Origin of the sequence: Mucilaginibacter myungsuensis, assembly GCF_015222005.1 — a bacterium.
Classification (GTDB): domain Bacteria; phylum Bacteroidota; class Bacteroidia; order Sphingobacteriales; family Sphingobacteriaceae; genus Mucilaginibacter; species Mucilaginibacter myungsuensis.
On record NZ_JADFFL010000003.1, the window covers coordinates 410593 to 432193 of the forward strand.

The 21601-nt window shown below is 47.8% G+C and carries 19 protein-coding genes; 5 read left to right on the top strand and 14 right to left on the bottom strand.

Annotated features, from left to right (window positions below):
- Window positions 1–86 precede the first annotated feature (86 nt).
- Window positions 87–416 carry an RNA recognition motif domain-containing protein gene (locus IRJ16_RS09405; protein WP_194111290.1) on the top strand — a complete coding sequence of 110 codons (330 nt, stop codon included), beginning with the start codon at window positions 87–89 and terminating at the stop codon, window positions 414–416.
- Window positions 417–607: 191 nt separating this feature from the next.
- Here the strand turns inward: IRJ16_RS09405 and IRJ16_RS09410 are convergent, their stop codons facing one another.
- From IRJ16_RS09410 to IRJ16_RS09425, 4 genes are all read right to left on the bottom strand, one after another.
- Window positions 608–1219, bottom strand: a complete 612-nt coding sequence (locus IRJ16_RS09410) for a PRC-barrel domain-containing protein (protein WP_194111291.1) — start codon at window positions 1217–1219, stop codon at window positions 608–610.
- Between the two features lie 21 nt (window positions 1220–1240).
- A complete protein-coding gene (locus IRJ16_RS09415) occupies window positions 1241–1873 on the bottom strand; it encodes an OmpA family protein (RefSeq protein ID WP_194111292.1) in 633 nt (210 codons plus the stop codon).
- A 220-nt stretch (window positions 1874–2093) separates the two neighbouring features.
- The gene (locus IRJ16_RS09420; protein ID WP_194111293.1) at window positions 2094–2546 is read right to left on the bottom strand and encodes a DsrE family protein; all 453 of its coding nucleotides are present in this window, start codon (window positions 2544–2546) and stop codon (window positions 2094–2096) included.
- Window positions 2547–2575: 29 nt separating this feature from the next.
- Window positions 2576–3535 carry a c-type cytochrome gene (locus tag IRJ16_RS09425; RefSeq protein ID WP_228079977.1) on the bottom strand — a complete coding sequence of 320 codons (960 nt, stop codon included), beginning with the start codon at window positions 3533–3535 and terminating at the stop codon, window positions 2576–2578.
- 320 nt (window positions 3536–3855) lie between these two features.
- Between IRJ16_RS09425 and IRJ16_RS09430 the strand changes: the two genes are divergently transcribed.
- Window positions 3856–4719: a hypothetical protein gene (locus tag IRJ16_RS09430; RefSeq protein WP_194111295.1), complete on the top strand. Its 864-nt coding sequence runs from the start codon at window positions 3856–3858 to the stop codon at window positions 4717–4719.
- 135 nt (window positions 4720–4854) lie between these two features.
- Here IRJ16_RS09430 and IRJ16_RS09435 read toward each other — a convergent pair whose 3' ends face one another.
- From IRJ16_RS09435 to IRJ16_RS09445, 3 genes are all read right to left on the bottom strand, one after another.
- Window positions 4855–6540: a hypothetical protein gene (locus tag IRJ16_RS09435; protein WP_228079979.1), complete on the bottom strand. Its 1686-nt coding sequence runs from the start codon at window positions 6538–6540 to the stop codon at window positions 4855–4857.
- A 275-nt stretch (window positions 6541–6815) separates the two neighbouring features.
- Window positions 6816–7580, bottom strand: coding sequence for a GLPGLI family protein (locus IRJ16_RS09440; protein WP_194111296.1), 765 nt, complete (start codon window positions 7578–7580; stop codon window positions 6816–6818).
- On the bottom strand, window positions 7577–10243 hold the full coding sequence (locus IRJ16_RS09445; RefSeq protein WP_194111297.1) for an outer membrane beta-barrel protein: 2667 nt from the start codon (window positions 10241–10243) through the stop codon (window positions 7577–7579). The genes IRJ16_RS09440 and IRJ16_RS09445 overlap by 4 nt, the downstream gene beginning before the upstream one ends.
- Before the next feature lie 176 nt (window positions 10244–10419).
- On the opposite strand from IRJ16_RS09445, the gene IRJ16_RS09450 reads away from it, so the two are divergent.
- Window positions 10420–11619, top strand: a complete 1200-nt coding sequence (locus IRJ16_RS09450) for a PQQ-dependent sugar dehydrogenase (protein WP_194111298.1) — start codon at window positions 10420–10422, stop codon at window positions 11617–11619.
- 196 nt (window positions 11620–11815) lie between these two features.
- Here the strand turns inward: IRJ16_RS09450 and IRJ16_RS09455 are convergent, their stop codons facing one another.
- From IRJ16_RS09455 to IRJ16_RS09475, 5 genes are read right to left on the bottom strand one after another with little or no spacing between them, the layout of a single operon-like run.
- Window positions 11816–12595 (bottom strand): SDR family oxidoreductase, encoded by a 780-nt coding sequence (locus IRJ16_RS09455; protein WP_194111299.1) that lies wholly within the window; start codon window positions 12593–12595, stop codon window positions 11816–11818.
- Between the two features lie 2 nt (window positions 12596–12597).
- Complete coding sequence (locus tag IRJ16_RS09460; protein WP_194111300.1) at window positions 12598–13428, bottom strand: amidohydrolase family protein; 831 nt, start codon at window positions 13426–13428, stop codon at window positions 12598–12600.
- Window positions 13412–14272, bottom strand: a complete 861-nt coding sequence (locus IRJ16_RS09465; protein WP_194111301.1) for a fumarylacetoacetate hydrolase family protein — start codon at window positions 14270–14272, stop codon at window positions 13412–13414. The genes IRJ16_RS09460 and IRJ16_RS09465 overlap by 17 nt, the downstream gene beginning before the upstream one ends.
- 27 nt (window positions 14273–14299) lie before the next feature.
- Window positions 14300–15064 (bottom strand): SDR family NAD(P)-dependent oxidoreductase, encoded by a 765-nt coding sequence (locus IRJ16_RS09470; protein ID WP_194111302.1) that lies wholly within the window; start codon window positions 15062–15064, stop codon window positions 14300–14302.
- A 12-nt stretch (window positions 15065–15076) separates the two neighbouring features.
- Entirely contained in the window at window positions 15077–16753 is a 1677-nt protein-coding gene (locus tag IRJ16_RS09475) for a UxaA family hydrolase (protein ID WP_194111303.1), read from the bottom strand.
- Window positions 16754–16976: 223 nt separating this feature from the next.
- Here IRJ16_RS09475 and IRJ16_RS09480 point away from each other — a divergent pair, with 223 nt between their 5' ends.
- Window positions 16977–17849 (top strand): AraC family transcriptional regulator, encoded by an 873-nt coding sequence (locus IRJ16_RS09480; protein WP_194111304.1) that lies wholly within the window; start codon window positions 16977–16979, stop codon window positions 17847–17849.
- A 17-nt stretch (window positions 17850–17866) separates the two neighbouring features.
- Here IRJ16_RS09480 and IRJ16_RS09485 read toward each other — a convergent pair whose 3' ends face one another.
- Complete coding sequence (locus IRJ16_RS09485; protein ID WP_194111305.1) at window positions 17867–19153, bottom strand: hypothetical protein; 1287 nt, start codon at window positions 19151–19153, stop codon at window positions 17867–17869.
- Window positions 19134–19793: an RNA polymerase sigma factor gene (locus IRJ16_RS09490; protein WP_194111306.1), complete on the bottom strand. Its 660-nt coding sequence runs from the start codon at window positions 19791–19793 to the stop codon at window positions 19134–19136. The genes IRJ16_RS09485 and IRJ16_RS09490 overlap by 20 nt, the downstream gene beginning before the upstream one ends.
- Before the next feature lie 274 nt (window positions 19794–20067).
- Here IRJ16_RS09490 and IRJ16_RS09495 point away from each other — a divergent pair, with 274 nt between their 5' ends.
- Window positions 20068–21549, top strand: a complete 1482-nt coding sequence (locus tag IRJ16_RS09495) for a TlpA family protein disulfide reductase (protein WP_194111307.1) — start codon at window positions 20068–20070, stop codon at window positions 21547–21549.
- The last annotated feature ends 52 nt before the right edge of the window (window positions 21550–21601 follow it).

Genomic DNA, 21601 nt, shown 5'->3' on the forward strand with positions numbered 1-21601 from the left:
AAACCATCGGACCGGGTAGGTGTTACGTTGATGGGATATTGACGCAAAAGCAAGCTTATCAACCGTAAACATCTACTAAAGGAAAAATGGTAAAGTTATTTCTCGGCGGGTTTCCGCTCGAAGCGAATGAATTGGAATTGGTGCAGATGGTAAGCCCGTATTGCACTGTAGTAACGATCAAGATCGTTCGCGACAAAAAGACAAGGATCTGCAAAGGCTATGCCTTTTTAGAGATAGAGACCGAACAGGGCGCTAAACTGGCCGTTGAAGAACTTGACGGTGCCATGTACAAAGGCCGCGAACTAAAAGTGGCCATAGTTGAAGATAAGCCGGCTGCGCCTCCACCGCGCTATGCAAGGGTAATGCCCCGCGCCCCATTTGATCCGGAGAAAAAAAGGAGACCACGAAAAATATAATACAAAAAAGGTCCTGCTGATGAAGCAGGACCTTTTTTGTTGGTATTAGAAATAGGTGTGAGTTTTTTCTTTGCAGGCTGTCGCGACTCAAGACGCTGTGCAAGTTTGCACGGTAACAATAGCGTATTATTGACCTATGAAGACCGACAAAAACGAACAAGGCCCGATCGGTTTGATCTGGCCTTGTTCGTTTAAACATTATCTTGTTTGCGGTTTATCCGCTCTATTATCCGGCTCACACGCTGCGCTCTCGCGGCTTCATCTTCCGGATCCTCTTCAGTAACATCGGTCAGTTCGGTATCCTCCGTTCCTTCGGCGAGCACAGCCCCGCGGTTATAAAATTTATCTTCATCAAAATGCTGGTGCTGATAAAATTGCGGGTGCTCATACGGCGCGGTGCTGCCGCTATCGTCAAAGATGTTCCTTACATCTACTTCATATTCCGGGCCGAAAGTTTCGGCATCGTACTCCGGCAAGCCTGATAGTATCGTAGCGCTGTCTATTGGCAGTACTACATCGTCATCATTGGGGTGCAACGTAGCAACACCGATCGGCACCAATACCCGTTTGTCATCGCCTAATACGTCCAAGCCGTTGGCTTGCAATTCCAGTACTATGTAACGCACTTTCCGGGCTTGGGCGTCAAACAGCAGGTCATCAACCTCACCTATCTTATCACCCTGCTGATTGAACACACCCCACCCGGTAATATCAGGTTCGCCGTCTTTAATTTCGTAGTCACTGTTGCTTAGCTCTTCTAAGCCCTGGTAAACATTATCGTTTTCTTGATCTTCAAAAGCCATCGTTGTAGTATTTAAAGGTTATTATTTATTAGGGAAAGCTACAATAGAAACATTCCGGTTCTGCTCGCGGCCACTTTCGGTAGCATTGGTAGCTACCGGTTTTGATTCGCCCAAAGAATGGATAGTAACGTTGTTGGCATCTATGCCACCATCGCTGATCAGCCAGTTCTTTACCGCGTCGGCGCGTTCGGCACCTAAGGCCTTGTTGTGGCCAGCTGTACCTGTTGAATCGGTACTGCCGAATACGCCGATCTGTGCGCCCTTAAAACGTTTATTCAGTGAGGCCACGATCTGCTTCAGCTTAGCCGACGCATCACCCTGCAAGGCATTGGCATCAGTGTCGAACAGGATGTTCTCGCCAAGGGTGTAAATGGTGTACTGGTCGTTGCCGCTCACCGCGATACCCGGATCGGTCACATCTTCATCAACTACTTTTGCAGCGTTAAAGTCTACGCTGTTCCAGTCAGGCGTTGTAGCCGCGATAGTTTTGGTAGTATCGCTGGTTGTAGACGTTGAATCGGTCGTCGACGTAGTCGAGTTGTCGTTGTTACAACCTTTAAAAAGGAACATTAAAATTGCCAGCGCAACTATCGCTAACAAAAGCCAAAGCCACCATGGGTTGGAGCGTTTGGGTTGAACATCTAATTCTGCCATTGTTTTTAGGTTAAATGATTAATTTGTTTAATAAAATATTTCCTTATGTGAAATATTGTATCGATACAACTTGACAGATGAGAATATGTTTCGGTCGCGACAGAATATAAAATGTGGCGTAGAATTTGACATTTGATCACCTAACACAGGGACCAATATCCCACAAAAAAGCCGGCAACTCCAAACGGTGCTGCCGGCTTTCGATAAAGTGTGGCCACCCTTACGGATGTATCGTCGCCCAGCCCTGCGCGTTGCGGATGATGATCTCGCCATTGCCACTTGGTACGTAGCTAATGAATGGGAACAACGTGGCGGTATCTATCTTACGTTCGCGGATGGTATTGCTGCATTGGGCCAAGATCACGCCTTTCTTTTGCAGCATTAGTAAGGTCTCTTCGTAACCTGCTGTTTTTTCAAAAACGGTGTAGCCCGCACCGAAGGCTACCAACTCTATCTCTACCTTGCCCTTAATACGCTCGTCCTCTAGAGCATTATTGATGTTGCGTAATGTGCCTTTGATCTTGTCGGGATTAGCATCGTTCAGATAGTAAAGGGCTTTGTATTTTGGGAGCGTTGCCTCGGCGCCTTTAAAGGTTGGGGTAGTTTGGGCTAATGCCGGGCTGACCACTGCTACCAAAGCGGCTAAAAATAAGACCCTGAATAATTTTTGCATGATATCTGTTTTTAGTGTTTGTTCTTGTTTTACGACTTTTTCCTTTTAGCATCAACAATCGGCTGGAATGGTCCGAATTTGTGTTGCTCCTCGCTATACCCATCGGCATACGGGCCAAATGGCGCGTCGATAGGTTTAACGTCTAAATTAGCCCAATCGTGTTGCTGATCCCGGTGCGGGCGTGGTTGCGAATTGATGAAGGCTGCTACATTCCAGGCTTCCTCATCGCTCAATTGAGGGTTGAGGTAAGTGGCTCCGAATGGCATATTGTTCTTGACAAATCCGGCTAAATTGCTGATGCGATACATACCTGCACCATCGTTATAGCTATGATCACCCCAAAGGGGAGGATAGGTATAGCCCGATTTGTCAGCCAATTGGATACCCTCGCCATTATTGCCATGGCAAACTTTGCATTTGCTAATGTAGACCGCTTTGCCCTGTTCGGGATCGGCGGCGTGATCCATATAAGGCAATTTTTCGGACGCGTTGCCGAAAAGCTTTTGTCCTTTTTTGATGCCTGTGCCCATCCATTTCATATAGGCTAACATAGCTTGAACTTCTTTGCCTGTCGTGTCAGGCACTTTTCCTGCAAGGCTACGCTCAAAGCACTCGGCAATACGTACTGATGGCACGGTCAGTTTGCCTGAGCGGTTACTCACCTTTGGGTAACTCGATATGAAGCTCGCATAGTTATTACCGAACAATTTTCCGCCCGCGTCAAGGTGGCAGTTCTGGCAGTTCATGCCGTTGCTGATCTTGCCGATCGTTCCTTTCGGACCAAAATACTTAGACGTGTGGGCAAGCAGTTCCTTACCGTAGCGGATCATCTCGCCTTGCTCGCCTGTCGGGATGGTTGCAGTATCGGGGGCTTGCCAAGCATCGGCTGGGATCTTTCTTTCTTTAGGCTGATCGGTTTTCGTTTGCAGACTATCGGTCTCTGTATTACCCGACCCTGGTGATCCGCACATCGTAAAAGAAATGCTCATTAACGCGGCTAAAAAACCAAGCAAGAACGAGCCGGCCCTGTAGCGGGATGATCGTGTACTATCGGTTTTTAACGTTGGTCTTTTTGACAGCATTTCTTTCAGGATGACCTGACGGGATGAAATTCAAATATAGGTTGGATCGTGCAGACGACCAACATTGCCGGGGTACAATTAAGGCTGTTCAGAGCTGTTTAGCGTAACGTTTTTGATGGGAGCGGATGATCTGCCGGGTAAACTTATTTCATTTTTAAAGCAACCAAAGCGACGGGTGGGCTGGTAATAGGGAATACAAGCTTGGAAACCATTTAATACACAAAAACATGAAAACACAAAAAATAAACTATATGGGCCTTGCGCTAATGGCCTTGCTGACGGTGTTCTATACGTCGTGCAAAAAGAGTGAAGTGGTAGATAACCCAACGCCGGCCCCGGAGGTTGTTACCGGTGTCAGGCTTTCAACAAGTACCCAATTTGGTAACATCCTAACCGATAATAAAGGTTTTGCCTTGTACTTTTTCGCTAACGACGTTGCCGGCGCATCTGCCTGTACCGGTGGCTGCCTTACCGTTTGGCCTGTGTTTTATAAAGAGAACCTAACGCTGGGCGCAGGCCTGAACGCTGCCGACTTTTCGGTGGTCACCCGTGCCGACGGCAGCAAACAGAGTACCTTTAAAGGCTGGCCGCTTTATTACTATAACCAGGACACTGCCGCAGGCGATATTAAGGGTGACGGCGTTGGCGGCATCTGGGTGGTAGCCAAGACCGATTATACGGTGATGTTCGGTAACGCGCAACTGACCGGCCACGATGGTTTGCAATATAACGATCTGGGCGTAGCAGGCACCGCAACGTCAAAATTCATCACCGACCCGACCGGCCGCACTTTGTACGATTTTAAGAACGATACCCGTAACACCAACACCTTTACCCGTGCCGATATGAGCAATAACGCTGTTTGGCCGTTAATGGCGGTAACAGGCTTGGCGAGTATCCCATCGGTGTTTGATAAAACGCAGTTCAGCACTATTACGGTGTTCGGTAACACGCAATTGGTTTATAAGGGGCATCCGCTTTATTACTTTGGTCAGGATGCGTCGGTAAGGGGCAACACCAAGGGTGTGAGTTTCCCTACGGCCGGTGCAGGGATCTGGAAGGTGATGAATAACGCAACCGTGGCATTGTAGCGTCCACAAAAAACAAAAATCATCTCATCCTGACGAAGGAAGGACCTTCACTGATATGCGCGACGGATATGCATGTCCGCTTTGCATCATGGTGAAGGTCCTTCACTGCGTTCCATGATAACATTTTGGGTATTTTTACTTAATATCCGACAGGTCAAATGACAGCGTATTCGCCTGCGGTTTCATCCTTACCACCACACCATCACCCGGTGCGCTGAAAGTGCCCTGAATAGCTTTAACGCTATAGCTCATGTTCTCGAAACTGCAGCTGATCTTTTTATCCGCTATGTTTTGGAACGGTAGCTTTGCTCCGGCGGCGGTGGTCATGTCAAAATACCAATCGTAGTTTTTGGCGCTTACCAGTTTCATTTTTAGATCTTTCTCGTTCAGGTCTATTTCAAATTTGCCCTTGACGTTAGCAAGCGGCCAACTGATGTGCATCGATCCTGCGCTGGTGTTAGTGAATATTGGTTGACCTCCGGTCAGGCGTACTTCCTTGCCGTTAATGATAGCTTTCAGTCTTAAACCTGCTATTTGGTTGCGCTTGCTCCAGATATAGCCATCCATCAACGGGAGGGTAAAGAACTGGCACTCGTTAGATGTTGCGGCCTGTGTATGATAGATGGACGGCAGATCCTCGTCAAACAAATGGATATCGCGGATGCGCAGGCCTTCTTTCTCCCACAAAAAGTTAACGCGGTAGTAGCGACTGTTGAACCAGGCGGTCTTTAGCTCGCTGCCGGGCAGGTCTTTGGCTACGGTGTAAGATGTTGGCGGGGTAACTTTATAGGTCTTCTTGAACCAGCGGCCACTTTCTACTAAGGTCTCTACTTTTACCTTGCCCTCATTACGCAGCTTGGCGATCAGCGGCATCTGTATCTCAAAACCTTTGGCCATGGCATCCCAGGTAAAAGAGTTTTCCTGACCCGCTTGGGTATAGTTGAAACCCAAAGCCACATCATCGACCAGCGACTTAATGAACCAATTTACCCAGGTACTGTCACCACCGCCGAATTTATACACTGGCTCTAAAGTGATCACTCCCTGGCGCGAACTTTCCAATCCGGTATCATACTGACGGATCGGGTCGCTACCCAGCATGCGGAAGATGGGTACAGGCAACTGCTTTTCGGCGTGTTGTGCCGGCATATACGAGTTGGTACGGCTTGGGTAGTAAGCTTGGTTCCAGTACCCTCCCCAAAGGGTATAGCCGTCGGTGCCGTATTGGTCTTTACAATTGCTTGATGCGATGATGCCGTACTTATCATACATATAATTCAGGCTATAGCTATCAATGAACCACGAGCCTACCGACTTTGGATAGTAACCAAAGATCTGTTTAAAATCGGCAAAGTAAACGTCGATGAGTTTCTCGCGCTCTTTTTGATCGTAACCTGTCGAGAAGCCAATGTCGGCATGCCAGTCCCATGGGTAACGGCCGCGCCATTTCAGTCCGGCTTTTTCTACCAGTGGTTGCGGGATCTCCCACCAGCCACCTATCTCAAAAGATCCGGCAGGGAGGGTTTTCAGTAGCTTTTGGTAACGGCTATCCATCAGCGCATCATACTGAAGCAGGAAAGTGCCGCCCAGTTTATATTTTTTCATGATGTCCACCTGTTTCACTACGGTCTGGTACAGCACGTCCTGGGTAATGGCAGCATCGCGCGGTTCTAACAGGCGGATGAAGTTGACAATGTTAACGATCTTAGGTGTGGCCGACGTTTTTTTCTGGACAGATGTTTGTGCCGACGCGTTCGTCACCATCAGGCAAAAAGCCAATAAGGTAGTAGCTAATGTTAGTTTCTTAGCAAAGCTTCTCATTTTGTAGCAGTAATTGGTTCGGTTTAAATATAGGGAGGATGAGAGGGCGAACCGTCCTGAACTGTCTTGCGGTGCGTACGCAGTTTATAGGCGACTCCATCCGGAGTCTGTCGAAATGAACGCAAGATATCTATTAACACGAGATCCCGCTGGGATCGGGGCCGTTCCTCTTTGAGCTGACATATGTTTACAAATTCTCGATCCCGGCGGGATCTCGTGTTAATAGCCGTCGGCCAGAAAAGCAGGTAGGCTCCAGCGGAGCCACGTGTTAAGAATTACAACAACACCCCCTTCATCTGCAAAGGCGTAAACTCGCTAAAGCTATTGGTGGCTTTCATCAGGTCATCGTACAGCTGTTTGTTGTTCACCACTTTGCCTTTTTTAGGCGGCGTGAGCATTTTAAGGTCGACAGTGGCATCCGTAAATTTGGTGGCGAACCAGCGTACGTTCTCATATTGTGCAACAACGCCTAATATCATCCCGGGCAGGCCGTTAAATTGTTCGGGGCCGCCGGGTACGTGTATCTCATCGGTGTAAAATGCTACCAGGTAAACCGAATCCAGCACCAACCCATTAGCGCGGCGGCATTTAAAGCCGGCTATTTCGCGGGTCTCGTCGGTCATTTTCCATTTGATCTTGCGCAGACTGTCTTTAACCAAATAGGTGCGCTCAAAATATGTTTTTTGAATAGTGGTCTGATTTTTGCCCAGATCCTGGTGCACAACATTAAGCTGATCCGCAGCCGGGGTGTAGTACCAATGGTAAAGCTCGGGGGCAGGTTGCGGAGTGAACAGGGTGACGTCCTTGTTAAAAGTCAGTGTGCTTTTCAACACCCTGAACTGCGGTTCGCTTTTCAGATAGTTGTTGTAATGTTTCTGCACTTCGGGCGTAGGCTCGTTCAGTTTCTTTTTAACCACAGCGAACATATTAATGGTCTTCTCGAACTCGATGGTACCGCTGGTGATAATGCGAGGTTTGTTCTGAGCCTTCAGTATAAAAGGCATCGTTAAAGCAAGTATGATGGTGATGGTCTTTCTCATGACTTAGGTTCTTCGGTCGTTTTTTTGTAGGCTTTAAAATTCCATACCAGCGATAGCACAAAGAAGCGGCGTATGGTCAGCGAGCGCGATTCTACAAAGCTATCGGTATTACCCGTGCGGCTGTAACCCCGGTTCTGATCAAATATATCGTTACAGGTAAGCAGCACTTTTAACGACTCCTCTTTAAAGAAATTCCTGCCCGCATAAACCTTTACCAACAGTTGCTGAAAATCGCGGTCGAATACTTGGTTGGCGGTGTTATACTCGTAATTGCCATCCTCGCCAATAAAAAAACTGTAGGGCAGGCGGGTGTACAGGTTAAGGTTTACGTAGTAGCTGCGGGTGTTGTTCTGCCGGTCCAGCAACGATGTCCGGTTGCGTGATATGCCCATGCCCAGGCTAAGGGCATAATTATAGGTGGCTTTCCCCCCATTAATGCGGATATCAGGCTGATAGCGCATGGTGCGGGTTTGGTTAAGCTGGCCGTTAACCATGTTGAAATAGGTGTACGAGTTTGCGGTGAAGCTTGGCTCGACCAAGAACTTTTGTTTGGTAGCGTGGAAGTAAACACTCGAGAAAAGGTACCAGCTATCGGCGTGCCTGTTGGTGAGGTTACTCCATTGGCTGGTGGTCACCCCGGCCGAGTCTATACTGCGGTTATTCACCAGCGCATTGCCCTTGCTATCGTACCAGCCTTTCAGGTTGATGCCGGCATCAGTGCTGGGCATATACAGGCGGTAAAAGCCATAAAAATGATGGGTGTACTCAGGCTTCAGATCGGGGTTACCTAAAAGAACGTTCAAGGGGTTAGCGTTCTGCCGGTATGGCTGCAACTGGTAAAGACCTGGTTGTTGCATCTCTCTCGCATACTCTAATTGTATAGTCTCGTCCCGTTTAACGGTATAGGTATAAAATACCGATGGCCGCCAGGTGGTGTATTTTTGAGACAATTGGCCGGTGAATAATTTATCGGTTTGGGTAAGATCGCTATTGATCATCTGGGTAGCCAGATCTATCTTGTTCTTGCCTTTCTCAATGGTCAGATTAAGGTTAGCGTTATGCTTAACGGTCACCTGTGCAAAATGGTTACTCACCAACGAGTCGAGCAAAGTGTATCCCCCATTGCCCTGCCTGCTGTAAGCTAAGCTATTGTCGTCGCTAAAAGACCGCGACAGACCGTAATTGAGCGATGTGTACAGGATCTTTGAAAAATTACGGCTCAAACCTAAATTGGCTGATAAAAAGTTGTTACTATTCTCGTAAGGCTTGTACTGATCAATGGTATCCATCCTGTTGATAATACCCAAAGTATCGTAATATTTAAGGTCAGAATATTGATAGCCCTGCCCACTGCTTTTACCTTGTTGAAGGCTACCGGATATAGATAGGTTAGTTTTTAACGGTTTAATATGCGTGCTACCCCGGATACTGGCCCCTGCACTATTGGAGTTGCTGGTGTAAGTGTTACTGCTAAAATTAGAGTTGAGTTTAACATTGTTACCACGGGCGGTATTTACATTGGTGAAGTTGTCAGACATCCTATTGTCAGCGCCGCCAAAAATACTGATAGACAAGTTACTTTGTTTGCCCACTTTGGTATCCACAGTGGCATAAGCGCTGTGATTGGTATTGCCCGTGATGCTTTCATTGTCGCTTACCAAGGTGTTGTAATTTCCCGGCAAGTTATTTTGGGTAATGGCGTTGGTTGCCTGCCTGCTGCCGTTGAAAGAACTGCCCGCCCGCCCGGTGAGGGTCTGCTTACCCTCGTTATACATGCCGCGATAGTTTAACAAGATATTACGGCTTGCCGGTAAGCCCGGGTTGCCGTTAGCTAATGTTGATGTTTTAGCGTTGAAATTGATCTGCTCGGTAGGGGTAAATTTGTTAATATAGCCATCGGCAACAAAAAAACGACCGAGACCTTTGCCAGCCTCAACCTTACCTTCAATGCCCCATCTTTTGTCCTCGTAGATCACCAGGTTCATGGTCTTTACTTTTTTGCCGTCGTCTACACCGGTGCGTTTGGCTTCTTCGGTGCGGTCGTCAAATATCTGCACTTTGGCTACCCTTTCGGCAAATATGGTCTTGCTGACCAGTTGGGGGTCGGTACTGAAAGATTCCTGGCCATCAACCAATACCTTTTTTACCTCGTCGCCATGGAAAATGATCTTTCCCTCGCGATCTATCCGCATACCGGGCAATTGTTTCAGGATGTCCTCTACCTTGGCATTTTTTTCGGCAGCGTAGGCGGCCGCGTTAAACGTAGTGGTATCGCCATTGATGGTCATGGGCACGGTCCTGGCCTTGATCAGCACCTCGTTCAGCAGTTTAATGCGCGATATCAGGTTGATCTTAACGTAGCTTTTAACAGGGTTAGCAGCATCGAGCTTAAAAGTATCGCTGTAGTCGGCATAGTCGGGATAGGTCACCAGCAACATGTACTTGCCGGACGGTAGGCCGCCGATATCGAACTTGCCTTTATCCGCGTAAGCGAAGGTAACCAGCATCGAATCGGGCAAACTCATTACCGCCACGGTAGCCTGGTCGATAGCCGTTTTGGCCGAACTATCGGCCACCATGCCTTTAACTGCATACTTTTGCTGGGCAAAGCTTATGGTGGAGTAGAGGCAGCATAAAAACACTGCCACAATTGTGAACCGCATATTTAGGTAGAATGGTTTATTAGGTCGGGAACGAAACTATAGAAATAGTTTTGAATTTTTATCATCATCAACAAATTTTAACTATCAAAGATGTTACAGTATCTTGCCGCCACTATTAGCCCCCGAAAATGTTATAACCCTATATTGTACCTGACAAACAAAAAGAGCAAAACCTCATGTTATCAAAATTTTATAAGCCGCTTTTATTGAGTGGTATCTTTATGGCGGCCACGGTTGCAGCCACCGCACAGGACAACGCGCCTGTCGAGAAAAACAAAGCCAATACCGACTACAAACCGGCTTTTGCGGGGCAGACACGTGGCCCGGGTGTGAAGAGCAAAACTGCTTACACATCTACCGTTTTAAGCACCACGCTTAAAAACCCATGGGGTTTGCGCACCCTGCCCGACGGCCGTTTGCTGTTGAGTGGCAAAAGCGGTACAATGCAAATATTGGCGACCGATGGCACAGTTGAGAAAGACATCACCGGCTTCCCGGCGGTACAATTCAGGGATCAGGGTGGTTTATTAGATATAGCGCTCGACCCTGCTTTTGCCAAGAACCGCATGCTGTACTGGACCTACGCCCAACCTGGCGAGGGCGCTACTTTAGCTGTAGCCAAAGGCAAATTATCTGCCGATGAGACCAAGTTAGAGGATGTAAAAGTGATCTGGGAGGCCACACCACGTTACCGCGGTGCAGGTCAGTTCGGTTCTCGTATCGTGTTCGATAAGCAAGGTAACCTGTTCGTAAGTGTAGGCGACCGCCAATCTAACGAGATACGCGTGAAAGCGCAGGACCTGACCTCTACTTTAGGCAAGATCGTTCATATCACCCCGGAAGGTAAGCCGGTGGCTAATGGTCCGTTCGCGGGTAAAGAAGGCACACCTGCCGAGATCTATGCCCTTGGTTTCCGTAACCCGGACGGCCTGACCATGAATCCTGCAACAGGCGACCTGTGGGAGGTAGAATTTGGTCCGCGCGGTGGTGATGAGCTTAACCTGATCAAAGCCGGACAGAACTACGGCTGGCCTTTTGTGACCTACGGCATTGAATACGGCGGCAGCAAAGTTTACGATGGTATCCAGCAAAAAGAAGGCACTACCCAACCGGTTTACTACTGGGATCCGGTAATATCTCCCGGCTGTTTGGTGTTTTACACCGGCAACATTGCCGAGTGGAAAGGCAACCTGCTGGTTGGCGGCCTGAGCGGTAACCACATCATCCGCCTGGTGATCAAAGACAATAAGGTAGTTGGCGAAGAGCGCCTGTTAGAAGATAAACGCGAACGCTGGCGCTGCATGACCATTGGCAAAGACGGCGCGATCTACGCGGGTACCGATGGCGGTAAGCTTTACAAAATAGCTAAGCAATAAGCTTAAGCATAAAATTGACAAAGCCCCGTATCGAGAGATGCGGGGCTTTGTTTTTAGTAAATGAACGGATCATGCTTGGCTGCGATCTCATATGCCGCAGCTAAAGCGACTGTTGCGCAACTAAGTTTAGATCTTTACAGATAACTTATTGATCGTTGTCTTATATTATGCAGGAAGAAAAGATCAATAATTCAGCTTACAACGCCCTATCCAAATGCACATATCCCCCATCCACATGGATCAGCTGACCTGTGGTATGGCTTGACCTTGGCGACAACAGGAATGCCGCTGTATTACCGATCTCCTCGGTAGTGGTCATGCGTTGCTCTAATGGGATATTCTTTTCGATATGATGCAATTTCTCATCCGGGTTATCAAATGTCGATATCCAATCTTTATATAATGGGGTCCAGCACTCAGCCACTACTATGCAGTTAACACGAATGTGATATGGCAATAACTCCAAGGCCCACTCGCGGGTAAGAGCGTTACGGCCACCGTTAGATGCAGCATAGGCAGATGTACCACCTTGCCCGGTCTCTCCCGTTTTGGAGCCGATGTTCAGGATAGCGCCTTTGCTCTTTTTTAGCTCGGGCAGGGCGTTTTGTACGATCAGGTAATAATGGATCAGGTTTTTATGCAACGATGCCATAAAGCCCTCGTATGTACCGTTCTCTAAACCTACGCCATCGTTTACACCGGCATTGTTCACCACGCCATCAATGCGGCCAAATTTGGCGATCACTGCCTCTACCGACGCGCGGCATTGCTCGGGGTCGGTCAGCTCGGCTTGTACCTCAAAAGCACGACCGCCGGCTTGGGCTATCTCATCCACCACGATCAAATTATCGGTCGACTTGCGGCCGATGATGCAGGGGATCGCTCCTTCTGCCGCCAACACTTTGCTGATGCCCGCACCAATACCTTTGGCACCGCCGGTCACAATGATCACTTTATCTTTTAATCCCAGATCCATAATTACAGGTTATAAAATTTAATGGCGTTATTTCTGAATATCTTTTGACGATCCGCGTCGCTTAAATTCTCGGTGTATTCTGTGATGATGTCCTTGACCGCCGCATACTCCCCGGCCACCAAACAAACCGGCCAATCCGAACCGAACATGATCCTCTCGACGCCGAAACTATCGAACACCACATCCAGATAGCGGCTAAAGGTATCGTTGGTCCAGTTATCCCATTTGGCTTCGGTCACCAGGCCCGATGCTTTGCACCACACATTGGGGCGCAACGCGAGACGTTTGATGCCTTTGCTCCAATCCTCTATCTTTCCGGCGGCTATCTCCGGTTTGGCAATATGGTCCAGCACAAATCTTTGTTCGGGGAACTCATCTGCCAATTCTACCGCGTATTTCAACTGATCAACAAAGATCAGGATATCATAAGTGAAACCATATTGACCCAACTTTGATATGCCGTGCTTGAACTTCGGTGTCAGCATCAGATCCCGCTTAGCTTCGCCTTGAAGAATATGACGGAAACCTTTCAGCTTTTTAAAAGCCGAGTAGTGTTTTAGTCGTTCGTCGATATCATCGGCTTGCAGATCTATCCAACCTACAACGCCTTTTATAAAATCGTTCTCCTCAGCTAATTGCAACAGGTATTCTGTCTCTGCTTCTGTCTGATCAGCCTGAACGGCAACCGTTCCCTCCATGCCATTGACGGTCAAAACCGGCCACAGATCAGCAGGAGAAAAATCGCGACGGATCACGCCCATCTCCGGACTTATCCAGCCGTGGGTTGATGGGTCGTAGCGCCAAAAATGGTTATGACTATCTATGTGGTTCATAAGCTTTAACCGTTTGGCGTTGCTCGCCTAAACCGTCAATACCCAATTCCATCACGTCGCCCGGGTTGAGGTAGATCGGTGGTTTAAAGCCCAAGCCGACACCCGCCGGTGTACCTGTGGATATAATATCGCCCGGCAACAAGGTCATAAATTGGCTTACGTATGAAAGCAGGAAAGGTACTTTAAAAATAAAGTTAGCCGTAGTGCCTTGCTGCATCACCTGGCCGTTAACCTTTAGCCACAAGTTCAGGTTATCTACATCAGCTATCTCGTCTTGTGTTGCCAAGAACGGACCAAGCGGCGCAAATGTATCGCAACCCTTGCCCTTATCCCAGGTACCATTACGCTCTAACTGGAACTCACGTTCAGATACGTCATTATGCAAAACATAACCGGCAATACTAGCCAAGGCTTCTTCTTCTGTAGCATAAGATAAGCGTTTTCCTACCACTACGGCCAATTCAACTTCCCAATCGGTCTTTACCGAATTTTTCGGGATCATCACCTCATCATTCGGGCCAACGATAGCAGTAGTGCTTTTCATAAACACCACCGGCTCCGACGGTAGCGGCGCGTTGGTCTCCTTAGCGTGATCGGCATAGTTAAGGCCTATACAAACGATCTTTGAAGGGCGTGCCACCGGGCAACCCAAACGCTCATCTGCCGAAACTTCGGTCAGCTGACCATCTTTAGCCTTGATGTATTCGCTCAATCTTGCCAAGCCTTCACTCTCAAAAAATGCCTCGTCGAAAGTCTTGGTGATCTCCGAAACATCGTAGCGTTTATCGTTAATGATCACACCCGGCTGTTCTTTGCCCGGCGCTCCGTATCGTATCAGTTTCATATTTATCTATTGGTAGATGTTGTAGTATTAGTTATTTAGATGCACAAACCCGCCATCGATCGGGTAATCACAACCGGTGATAAAGGCCGCTTCGTCCGAACAAAGGAATAGCGCCAACGAGGCTATCTCGGTAGTTTGCCCCATCCGCCCTATCGGCTGACTTTTAGATAATTTTTCGAAGATCTCGGCTTCCTTGCCCGGGTAGTTCTTAGCGATAAAGCCATCCACAAAAGGCGTATGCACCCTTGCCGGCGATATACTGTTGCAACGGATGTTTTCGTTCAGGTAATCTTTAGCTACCGACATGCTCATGGCATAGATCGCGCCCTTACTGGTCGAATAAGCGAACCTATCGGCAATGCCCACATGGGCAGCTATCGATGCCGTGTTCAATATCACACCGCCTTTATTTTCTATCATCAACGGCAATACGGCATAGATGCAGTTGTAAGCGCCTTTGACATTCACGTTCATTACACGGTCAAAGTCAGCCTCGGCAGTGACGGTGGCTTTACCAACGTGGGCAATACCGGCATTGTTGATCAGGATGTTGACGGTGCCTATGCTTTTGAAAAGTTCAACTACCTCGGCTTGTTTGCTTACATCGCAAAAATGCGTGGTCGCCTTGCCGCCCCTCTCTGTTATCTCAGCCGCAGTTAGGCCTGCGCCGATCTGGTCAACGTCTAAAATATGCACATGCGCGCCTTGCACGGCAAACAGCAAGCTGATAGCCTTGCCAATGCCGCTGCCGCCGCCGGTTACCACGGCGGTCTTATTGTCTAATTTAAACATGTCGGTATCGGTTTATAGTGATACGCCCCTCTTCCAGGGGATAAAGTCGTCTTGTCCTAATTGGTCAGCTTTCACCATGGTCTCGCCACTCGCTACGCTGATGATATATTCCATTACACGGTCGGCCACCTCTTGCAGGGTCTCCCTGCCGTCAATGATCGTGCCGCAATCAATATCAATAATATCCGGCATGCGCTGTTGCAACGCCGTATTGGTGGATAGCTTTACCACCGGCGCGACCGGGTTACCCGTAGGCGTGCCCAAGCCGGTCGTAAATAAAACGACATTAGCACCGGCACCAACCTCGCTGCTGGTACTTTCCACATCACTACCCGGAGTGCACAATAAATGCAAGCCCGGTTTCTGAACTTTCTCCGGGTGATCCAACACCGCTACCACCGGCGAGCTGCCTGCTTTTTTTGCTGCTCCGGCCGATTTAATAGCATCGGTGATCAAACCATCCTTGATATTTCCCGGCGATGGGTTAGCGTAAAAGCCCGAGCCTGACTCTTCTGCACGCTTGTTGTACGTGTACATCAGATCTGAGAAGCGTTTAGCCGCAAAGTCGTCCACGCAACGGTCAGCTAATTCTTGTTCAACACCGCAAAGTTCAGGGAACTCAGCTAAAATGGTTGCGCCGCCAAGGGCAACTACGATGTCAGAAACCAGACCGATAGCCGGGTTGGCCGATATGCCCGAGAAACCGTCAGATCCGCCGCACTCTAAACCAATGATCAGTTTGGATAATGGGGCTGGTCTGCGTTCCTGTTTATTTACTTCCATCAGCGCCGCGAAGGTTTGCTTGATGGCTTTTTGCATTAGTGTTTTTTCGGTGCCTTCAGATTGTTGTTCTAACACGATCAGCGGCTTGCTGAAGTTGGCATCGCGCTTAGCGATCTCGTTCTTCAGCATGGATACCTGTGCATGTTGGCAACCAAGGCTCAACACCGTAGCACCGGCCACATTAGGGTGGGTGATGTATCCGGCCAATAATCCGCAAAGGGCGTCGGCATCGCTTTTGGTACCGCCGCAACCCATGCTATGAGTCAGGAATTTGATACCGTCGATATTAGGGAATAATCTATTTTGAGTTAGGGCGCTTTTATCTTCAGGGATATCCGCGTTCAGAATATCATCTACCGATCCACCTGCTTTATATAGTTCAGCCAATTGAGCAACGCCCGCTTCGTAAACGTCGGGTTGTTTGTAGCCAAGCTGATCTAAAAATGCTTGCTTTAAAAACTCGGTGTTACGGTTCTCGCAGAACACCATCGGGATCACCACCCAAAAATTGCCTGTCCCAACTGTACCATCCGCACGATGGAAACCTTCGAAGGTCCTTCCCGCCCACTTGCTTACATCCGGGGCCGACCATTCCGCGTTGCGGTCGTGGCCAAGACTGTATTCTGATGAAGCGTGTTCGATATTTTCGGTAGTCAACGCGGTGCCTTTTTCAATAAAGGTCGTTGCTAAACCCACTTTTACACCATACATGGTGATCACATCGCCCGGCTGCAGGTCGGTCAGGCCAAATTTGTGCTTGGCTTTTACGAGGGTCTTTAACGGGAAACGGTAGTCGTGGAATACGATCTCGGCACCATCGGCAAGGTCTTTCAGCGCTACCAGCACATTGTCCTTAGCGTTGATCTTTAAAAAATTCCCTTTCTCTAAAAGTGTGCCTGTTTCCATTTTAAAATGCCTGTTTATAGCCTGGACGATGCCCTGATGCGGTCACGGAGGATGGTTGGTCGACCGTAATGCAAATAACCGCAAAAGCCAAATTTATTAATGTTTCAAATTGGTATTGTATTCAGCAATCTTAGCAAGGTATCACAAATTTTGCACGAGATAGTGTAAACTTAGTAGATTGCGAACTATTTTTGATAAATTTAAAAATTAGACCAATATAAACGTGAAACCATTATTATTAAAAGTAGCAACGGGTACGTCGGCGTCGTTCAGCGTGCGGCGGGATCTTGTGCCATTCTTTAATAACAAGTGGCATTACCATTTGGAATTGGAGCTGGTATCGTTCGAAAAAGGCAGCGGCATGCAGTTCGTTGGCGACCATATGAAGAATTTTGGCCCCGGCGACGTGGTCTTTATCGGATCTAACCTGCCCCACTATTGGCGCTTTGACGCTAACGTGATCGAGGGCGAGACCGAATATGTGGCCGATACGATGGTGTCTCATTTTAGCGAGCAATTTTTAGGGCGCACCTTTGTAGACCTACCCGAGAATAAGCATATCAAACAATTATTCGAACGCGCAAAACGCGGCATCCAAGTGAACGGCAAGACCCGCAAGCAGGTAGCCTCGCTGATGCAGGATATGTTAAAAGCCGAGTCGTTCAAACGTTTGATGATCCTGTTACAGATATTGGATATCATCGCCCGTAGTACCGAGGTGGAATACCTATCCAGCATCAGCTTTTTGCCTAACCCTGAGCAATCGGCTAACGACCGAGTGAACGCTATTTACGAGTACTCCATCAATAACTACATGAACAAGATATCGCTGGAAGAGGTAGCCAAGGTAGCCAACATCAGCCCAAATTCTTTCTGTAGATATTTTAAAGCGAATACTGGTAAAACCTACTCCGGATTTTTGTTAGAGTATAAAGTTGGGGTGGCCTGCAAACTTTTGATAGAAGATAAGCTGAGCATCCAGCAGATCTGCTATGAGTCAGGATTTAACAACTTCGCGGGATTTTATAAGTACTTTAAAAAGATCACGGGTAAAACGCCGCATAATTATCAAAAGGAGTTTATTGCGCAAAATTGACCTTGCCGGATCGGCTTCTACTTCTTCCGCAGCGTATTTAAATTCCAGTTGACACCGATGGCTAAGCCTGCGGTCTGTAATTTCGACTGGCTATCCCCTATCTGTTTAAGCGGCAGTTTAAAATATGGCTGAAAACTTAATCCGAACTTAGGCGTAAGTTGGCGGGTGTAAGTTACCTGCAGGTTCATGGTGCTTGCAAAATAGCGGTCGGTAGTGCCTATACTCATTTCGGTCGGGTTAAAATCAGGGTCGATGTAACTGTACTGATAGTTTTGCGACGTCATGATATAGGACGAGATACCTGCACCCACGCTGAATTTATTTTGAGCATGGCTATAAAGCTGATAATCTAAATTTAAAGGGATATCGATAATACCGCTACGCACATTGGCCTGAGAGTAGCCACGCGCTACGGCCATGTATCCCCACGGATCGTAAGACGAGCCGTAACGCTTGATCGAGTAGGCGGCACCGGTACTAAGCTTAAACCGGTTCACGCTTGCCGAAAATAGCAGACCAACATTCAGGCCCGATTCTACGTTCAGCATAGCGCCCAAACCATTCACCTCTGGCGCGCCCATAAAACTCAAGGCAAATTGCGGACGGAATGATGAAGCCGAGGTTTTGATGGATGCCTTATTTTGCTCAGCCGTCACCTGAGCGATATCACGAGTGGCGGCGATATTGTTATTCATACTATCGGCTCCCACGATCGTAGTTGCCGCAACAGCTGTATTGTTGGCAGGGAGCGTGTTGGCTGCAATTACAGGTTGCTCGGTAACAGTTGTACCTACAGGGGCCTGTCCATTATCGCTCGCCGGTGGTTGATCCGTTGCTGCAGCATCATTTGGCAGCAAATTAGTTACCTGTGTTGGTTGCGATGGAAGAGCGCCTTGCCTGTTGACAGCCGTGCGGTCCAGGGTACGAGGGGCAACGTTAATATTATTAGCAGCCAGGCGTTGCGGTTTTGAATTACTAACGTCAACCGGTAAAGCTGCCTGAGCAGGGCTTTCTTTCTGATCATTAGTATCTTCAATCAGATTCTTTTTTATAACCGCGGTTTGCGGTTGTTGCTTTTGTTTGATGGCTTTTGGCATCAATACCCATAAACCCACGGCCACTAATAGTACGGCGGCAGTGCTTATGGGCCACCAAAGTGCAATGATCTTTTTGTTACCTGATGCGCCATCCAATCTTTGGGCAAGGGCGTCCCATTCCTCCTCGCGGTGGGGCACTTTATGTTGCGGCTCGGCAAGGCTGTTCTTGAACAGATCGTCTAACTGCTTATCTATATCCCGTTTCATTCCTGTCAATTCCTTTCATTATATCCCGGGGCGGCACCATCGCTCCGTTAAAAGCCACTATGGGCAAATAATTCTCTGCACTTCCGTAAGTTTTCCCGGGCGCCGGGGCGTCCGAATCCTGTATCCACTGTTTCAGCTTGGCTCGTGCCTTGAACAGGCAGGATTTTGACGTACCCGGACTAATGTCCAGCAGTTCGCCTATCTCCTCGTGCGTGTAGCCATCAATGGCATACAGGTTAAAGACGGTACGGTAAGATCGGGGCAAGCGTTGCACCATATCCAGCAGGTCGTTGTAATTTAACCTGGCGCTCGCCACTTCGTCGTGCCCCAGGTGTATGGCCTGATCCAGATCCTCATTATAAGCCATTTTTAAATTGGCCCGGTAATGATCTATAGCTACGTTGGTCATTATCCTGCCCAACCAGGTGCGGAAAGGGCGGGCAACATCGTAACTGTTTATCTTAGTGAACGCTTTAAAAAAACCTTCGTTAGCCAAACCGGCAGCCTCGTCCCTATCGGCAGCGTAGCGCAAGCAAATATGCATAGCAAAGCTATAAAAGGCCTTGTAAACCTCCTTTTGGCTTTTGCGGTCCTGCCTGATGCAGCCATCAATAAGTTGACGAAGTTGCTCTTCCTTCATATTTGGCTTAAGCCTGGTTTAACGAACGGAAGACCGTCCGCGTAGTTACGCTGTTTTGGAATAATTGGTTGCCTCAAGATATGAAAAATATTTTCGGGCCACAGATCAGGGTGTTTCCCTTCTCATATCTCATATCTCATATCTCATATCTCATATCTCATATCTCATATCTCATATCTCATATCTAAATTAGATACTTAAAATTTGCCGAAACAGTTTTTTTTCGTAACATTATATCAACAAACCTAAATACATCGACCTAACCGGCTATATCATGAAAAAATACCTGACCATCCTCTTTTTACTGACCTCGACTATCTCTTTCGCGCAAAGCAACACCGCAACCATCTCCGGCAAGTTCGCTAAACGCCCTGCTGATACTGTATTGCTGATCAACTACGCGCAATTACCAACCAAGATCCCGGTAGCTAAGGATGGTACTTTCAGTTCGACATTCAAGATAGATAGCGGGCAATATTACCGTTTAGACGCATCGTTCGTTTACCTGGCGCCACAAATGGTGTTAACGATGAATGTCAACGGCGACAGCCTAAGCTTTAGCGGCAAAGGCAGCGTTGAAAATAAGGTCATGGTAACGATAGAGAAGTCGATGGCTAAGTATATCCCATTTAAAAATGGCGAATATTATGGCAAAGTGCTGGATATCAAGCTACCTGTTTTTTTAAAACAAATGGACGATTACAAAGCCAACTCGCTAAAGCTGATCGCCGGTGTTAAGGGAGCAAGTAAGTTCTATAACAAAACCCAACAACAGCAGACTGAGTATCTTATCCGTTCGGCTTTACATACTTACCGCACGCGTTATGGTAAAGACCCTGCAGTGGAAAAAGAATATTTCGACTATCAGGATTCACTGCTCTCGGTAGGCAGACAGCCGGACAGCGTAAGATCGATGGAGTACCAGAAAAAAATGCGGGTCTTGAAATTATCTGCTGCTGACGATGCTATGCTGAACAGCAAAATATGGGATGGCTTTGATATGAACAATGTAGCGCTTTACAAAACCTTTGGGGTATATAATACGATGCTGGAAAAACGGCTGGACCAATTAACACAAGCCGAAGGTCAGCGATCGCCGGAGTTTAGATCCAAAGACGCCGACCTGCAAAAATTCCTGACCATTGATAAGGAGATAAGCAACCCCTTCGTGAAAGATATACAGCTTTACATGTTAATGCGCCGAATGATCCGCGCCGGTGACAAACTTACGGTTAACTATAACCGTTTTATGGCTGCATTTACAGACGATAATTACAAAGCCGTGGCAACGAAAACTTACAACAAATTGCAAAGCGTATTGCCGGGCCAGCCGTCGCCATTATTTGTTTATAACGACCCAAGCGATAAACCTTTGGCGTTGAAAGATCTGCAAGGCAGTTACGTTTACATAGATGTTTGGGCTACCTGGTGCGGCCCTTGCAAAGCAGAGATACCATCGTTAAAAATGGTAGAAGGAAAATATCACGATAAGAATATCAAATTCGTCAGTGTATCAGTAGATGCCATGAAGGACCTCGGTACCTGGAAGAATTTTATTAAAGACAACCAATTGGGCGGCATACAAGTGATCACCGAGAAAGCGGCCGGATCGGCCTTTATTCAGGAATATAACATCAACAGCATACCTCGCTTTATCCTGATAGACCCGCAAGGCAACATCGTTTCGGCTGATGCGCCGCGGCCATCCGATCCGGAACTGGTGAAACTACTGGATAAGTCGTTAGCTGCTAACTGATCTACTGATATTACAATATAGATCTGTAACTTTAACTGAACTAACCTATTGC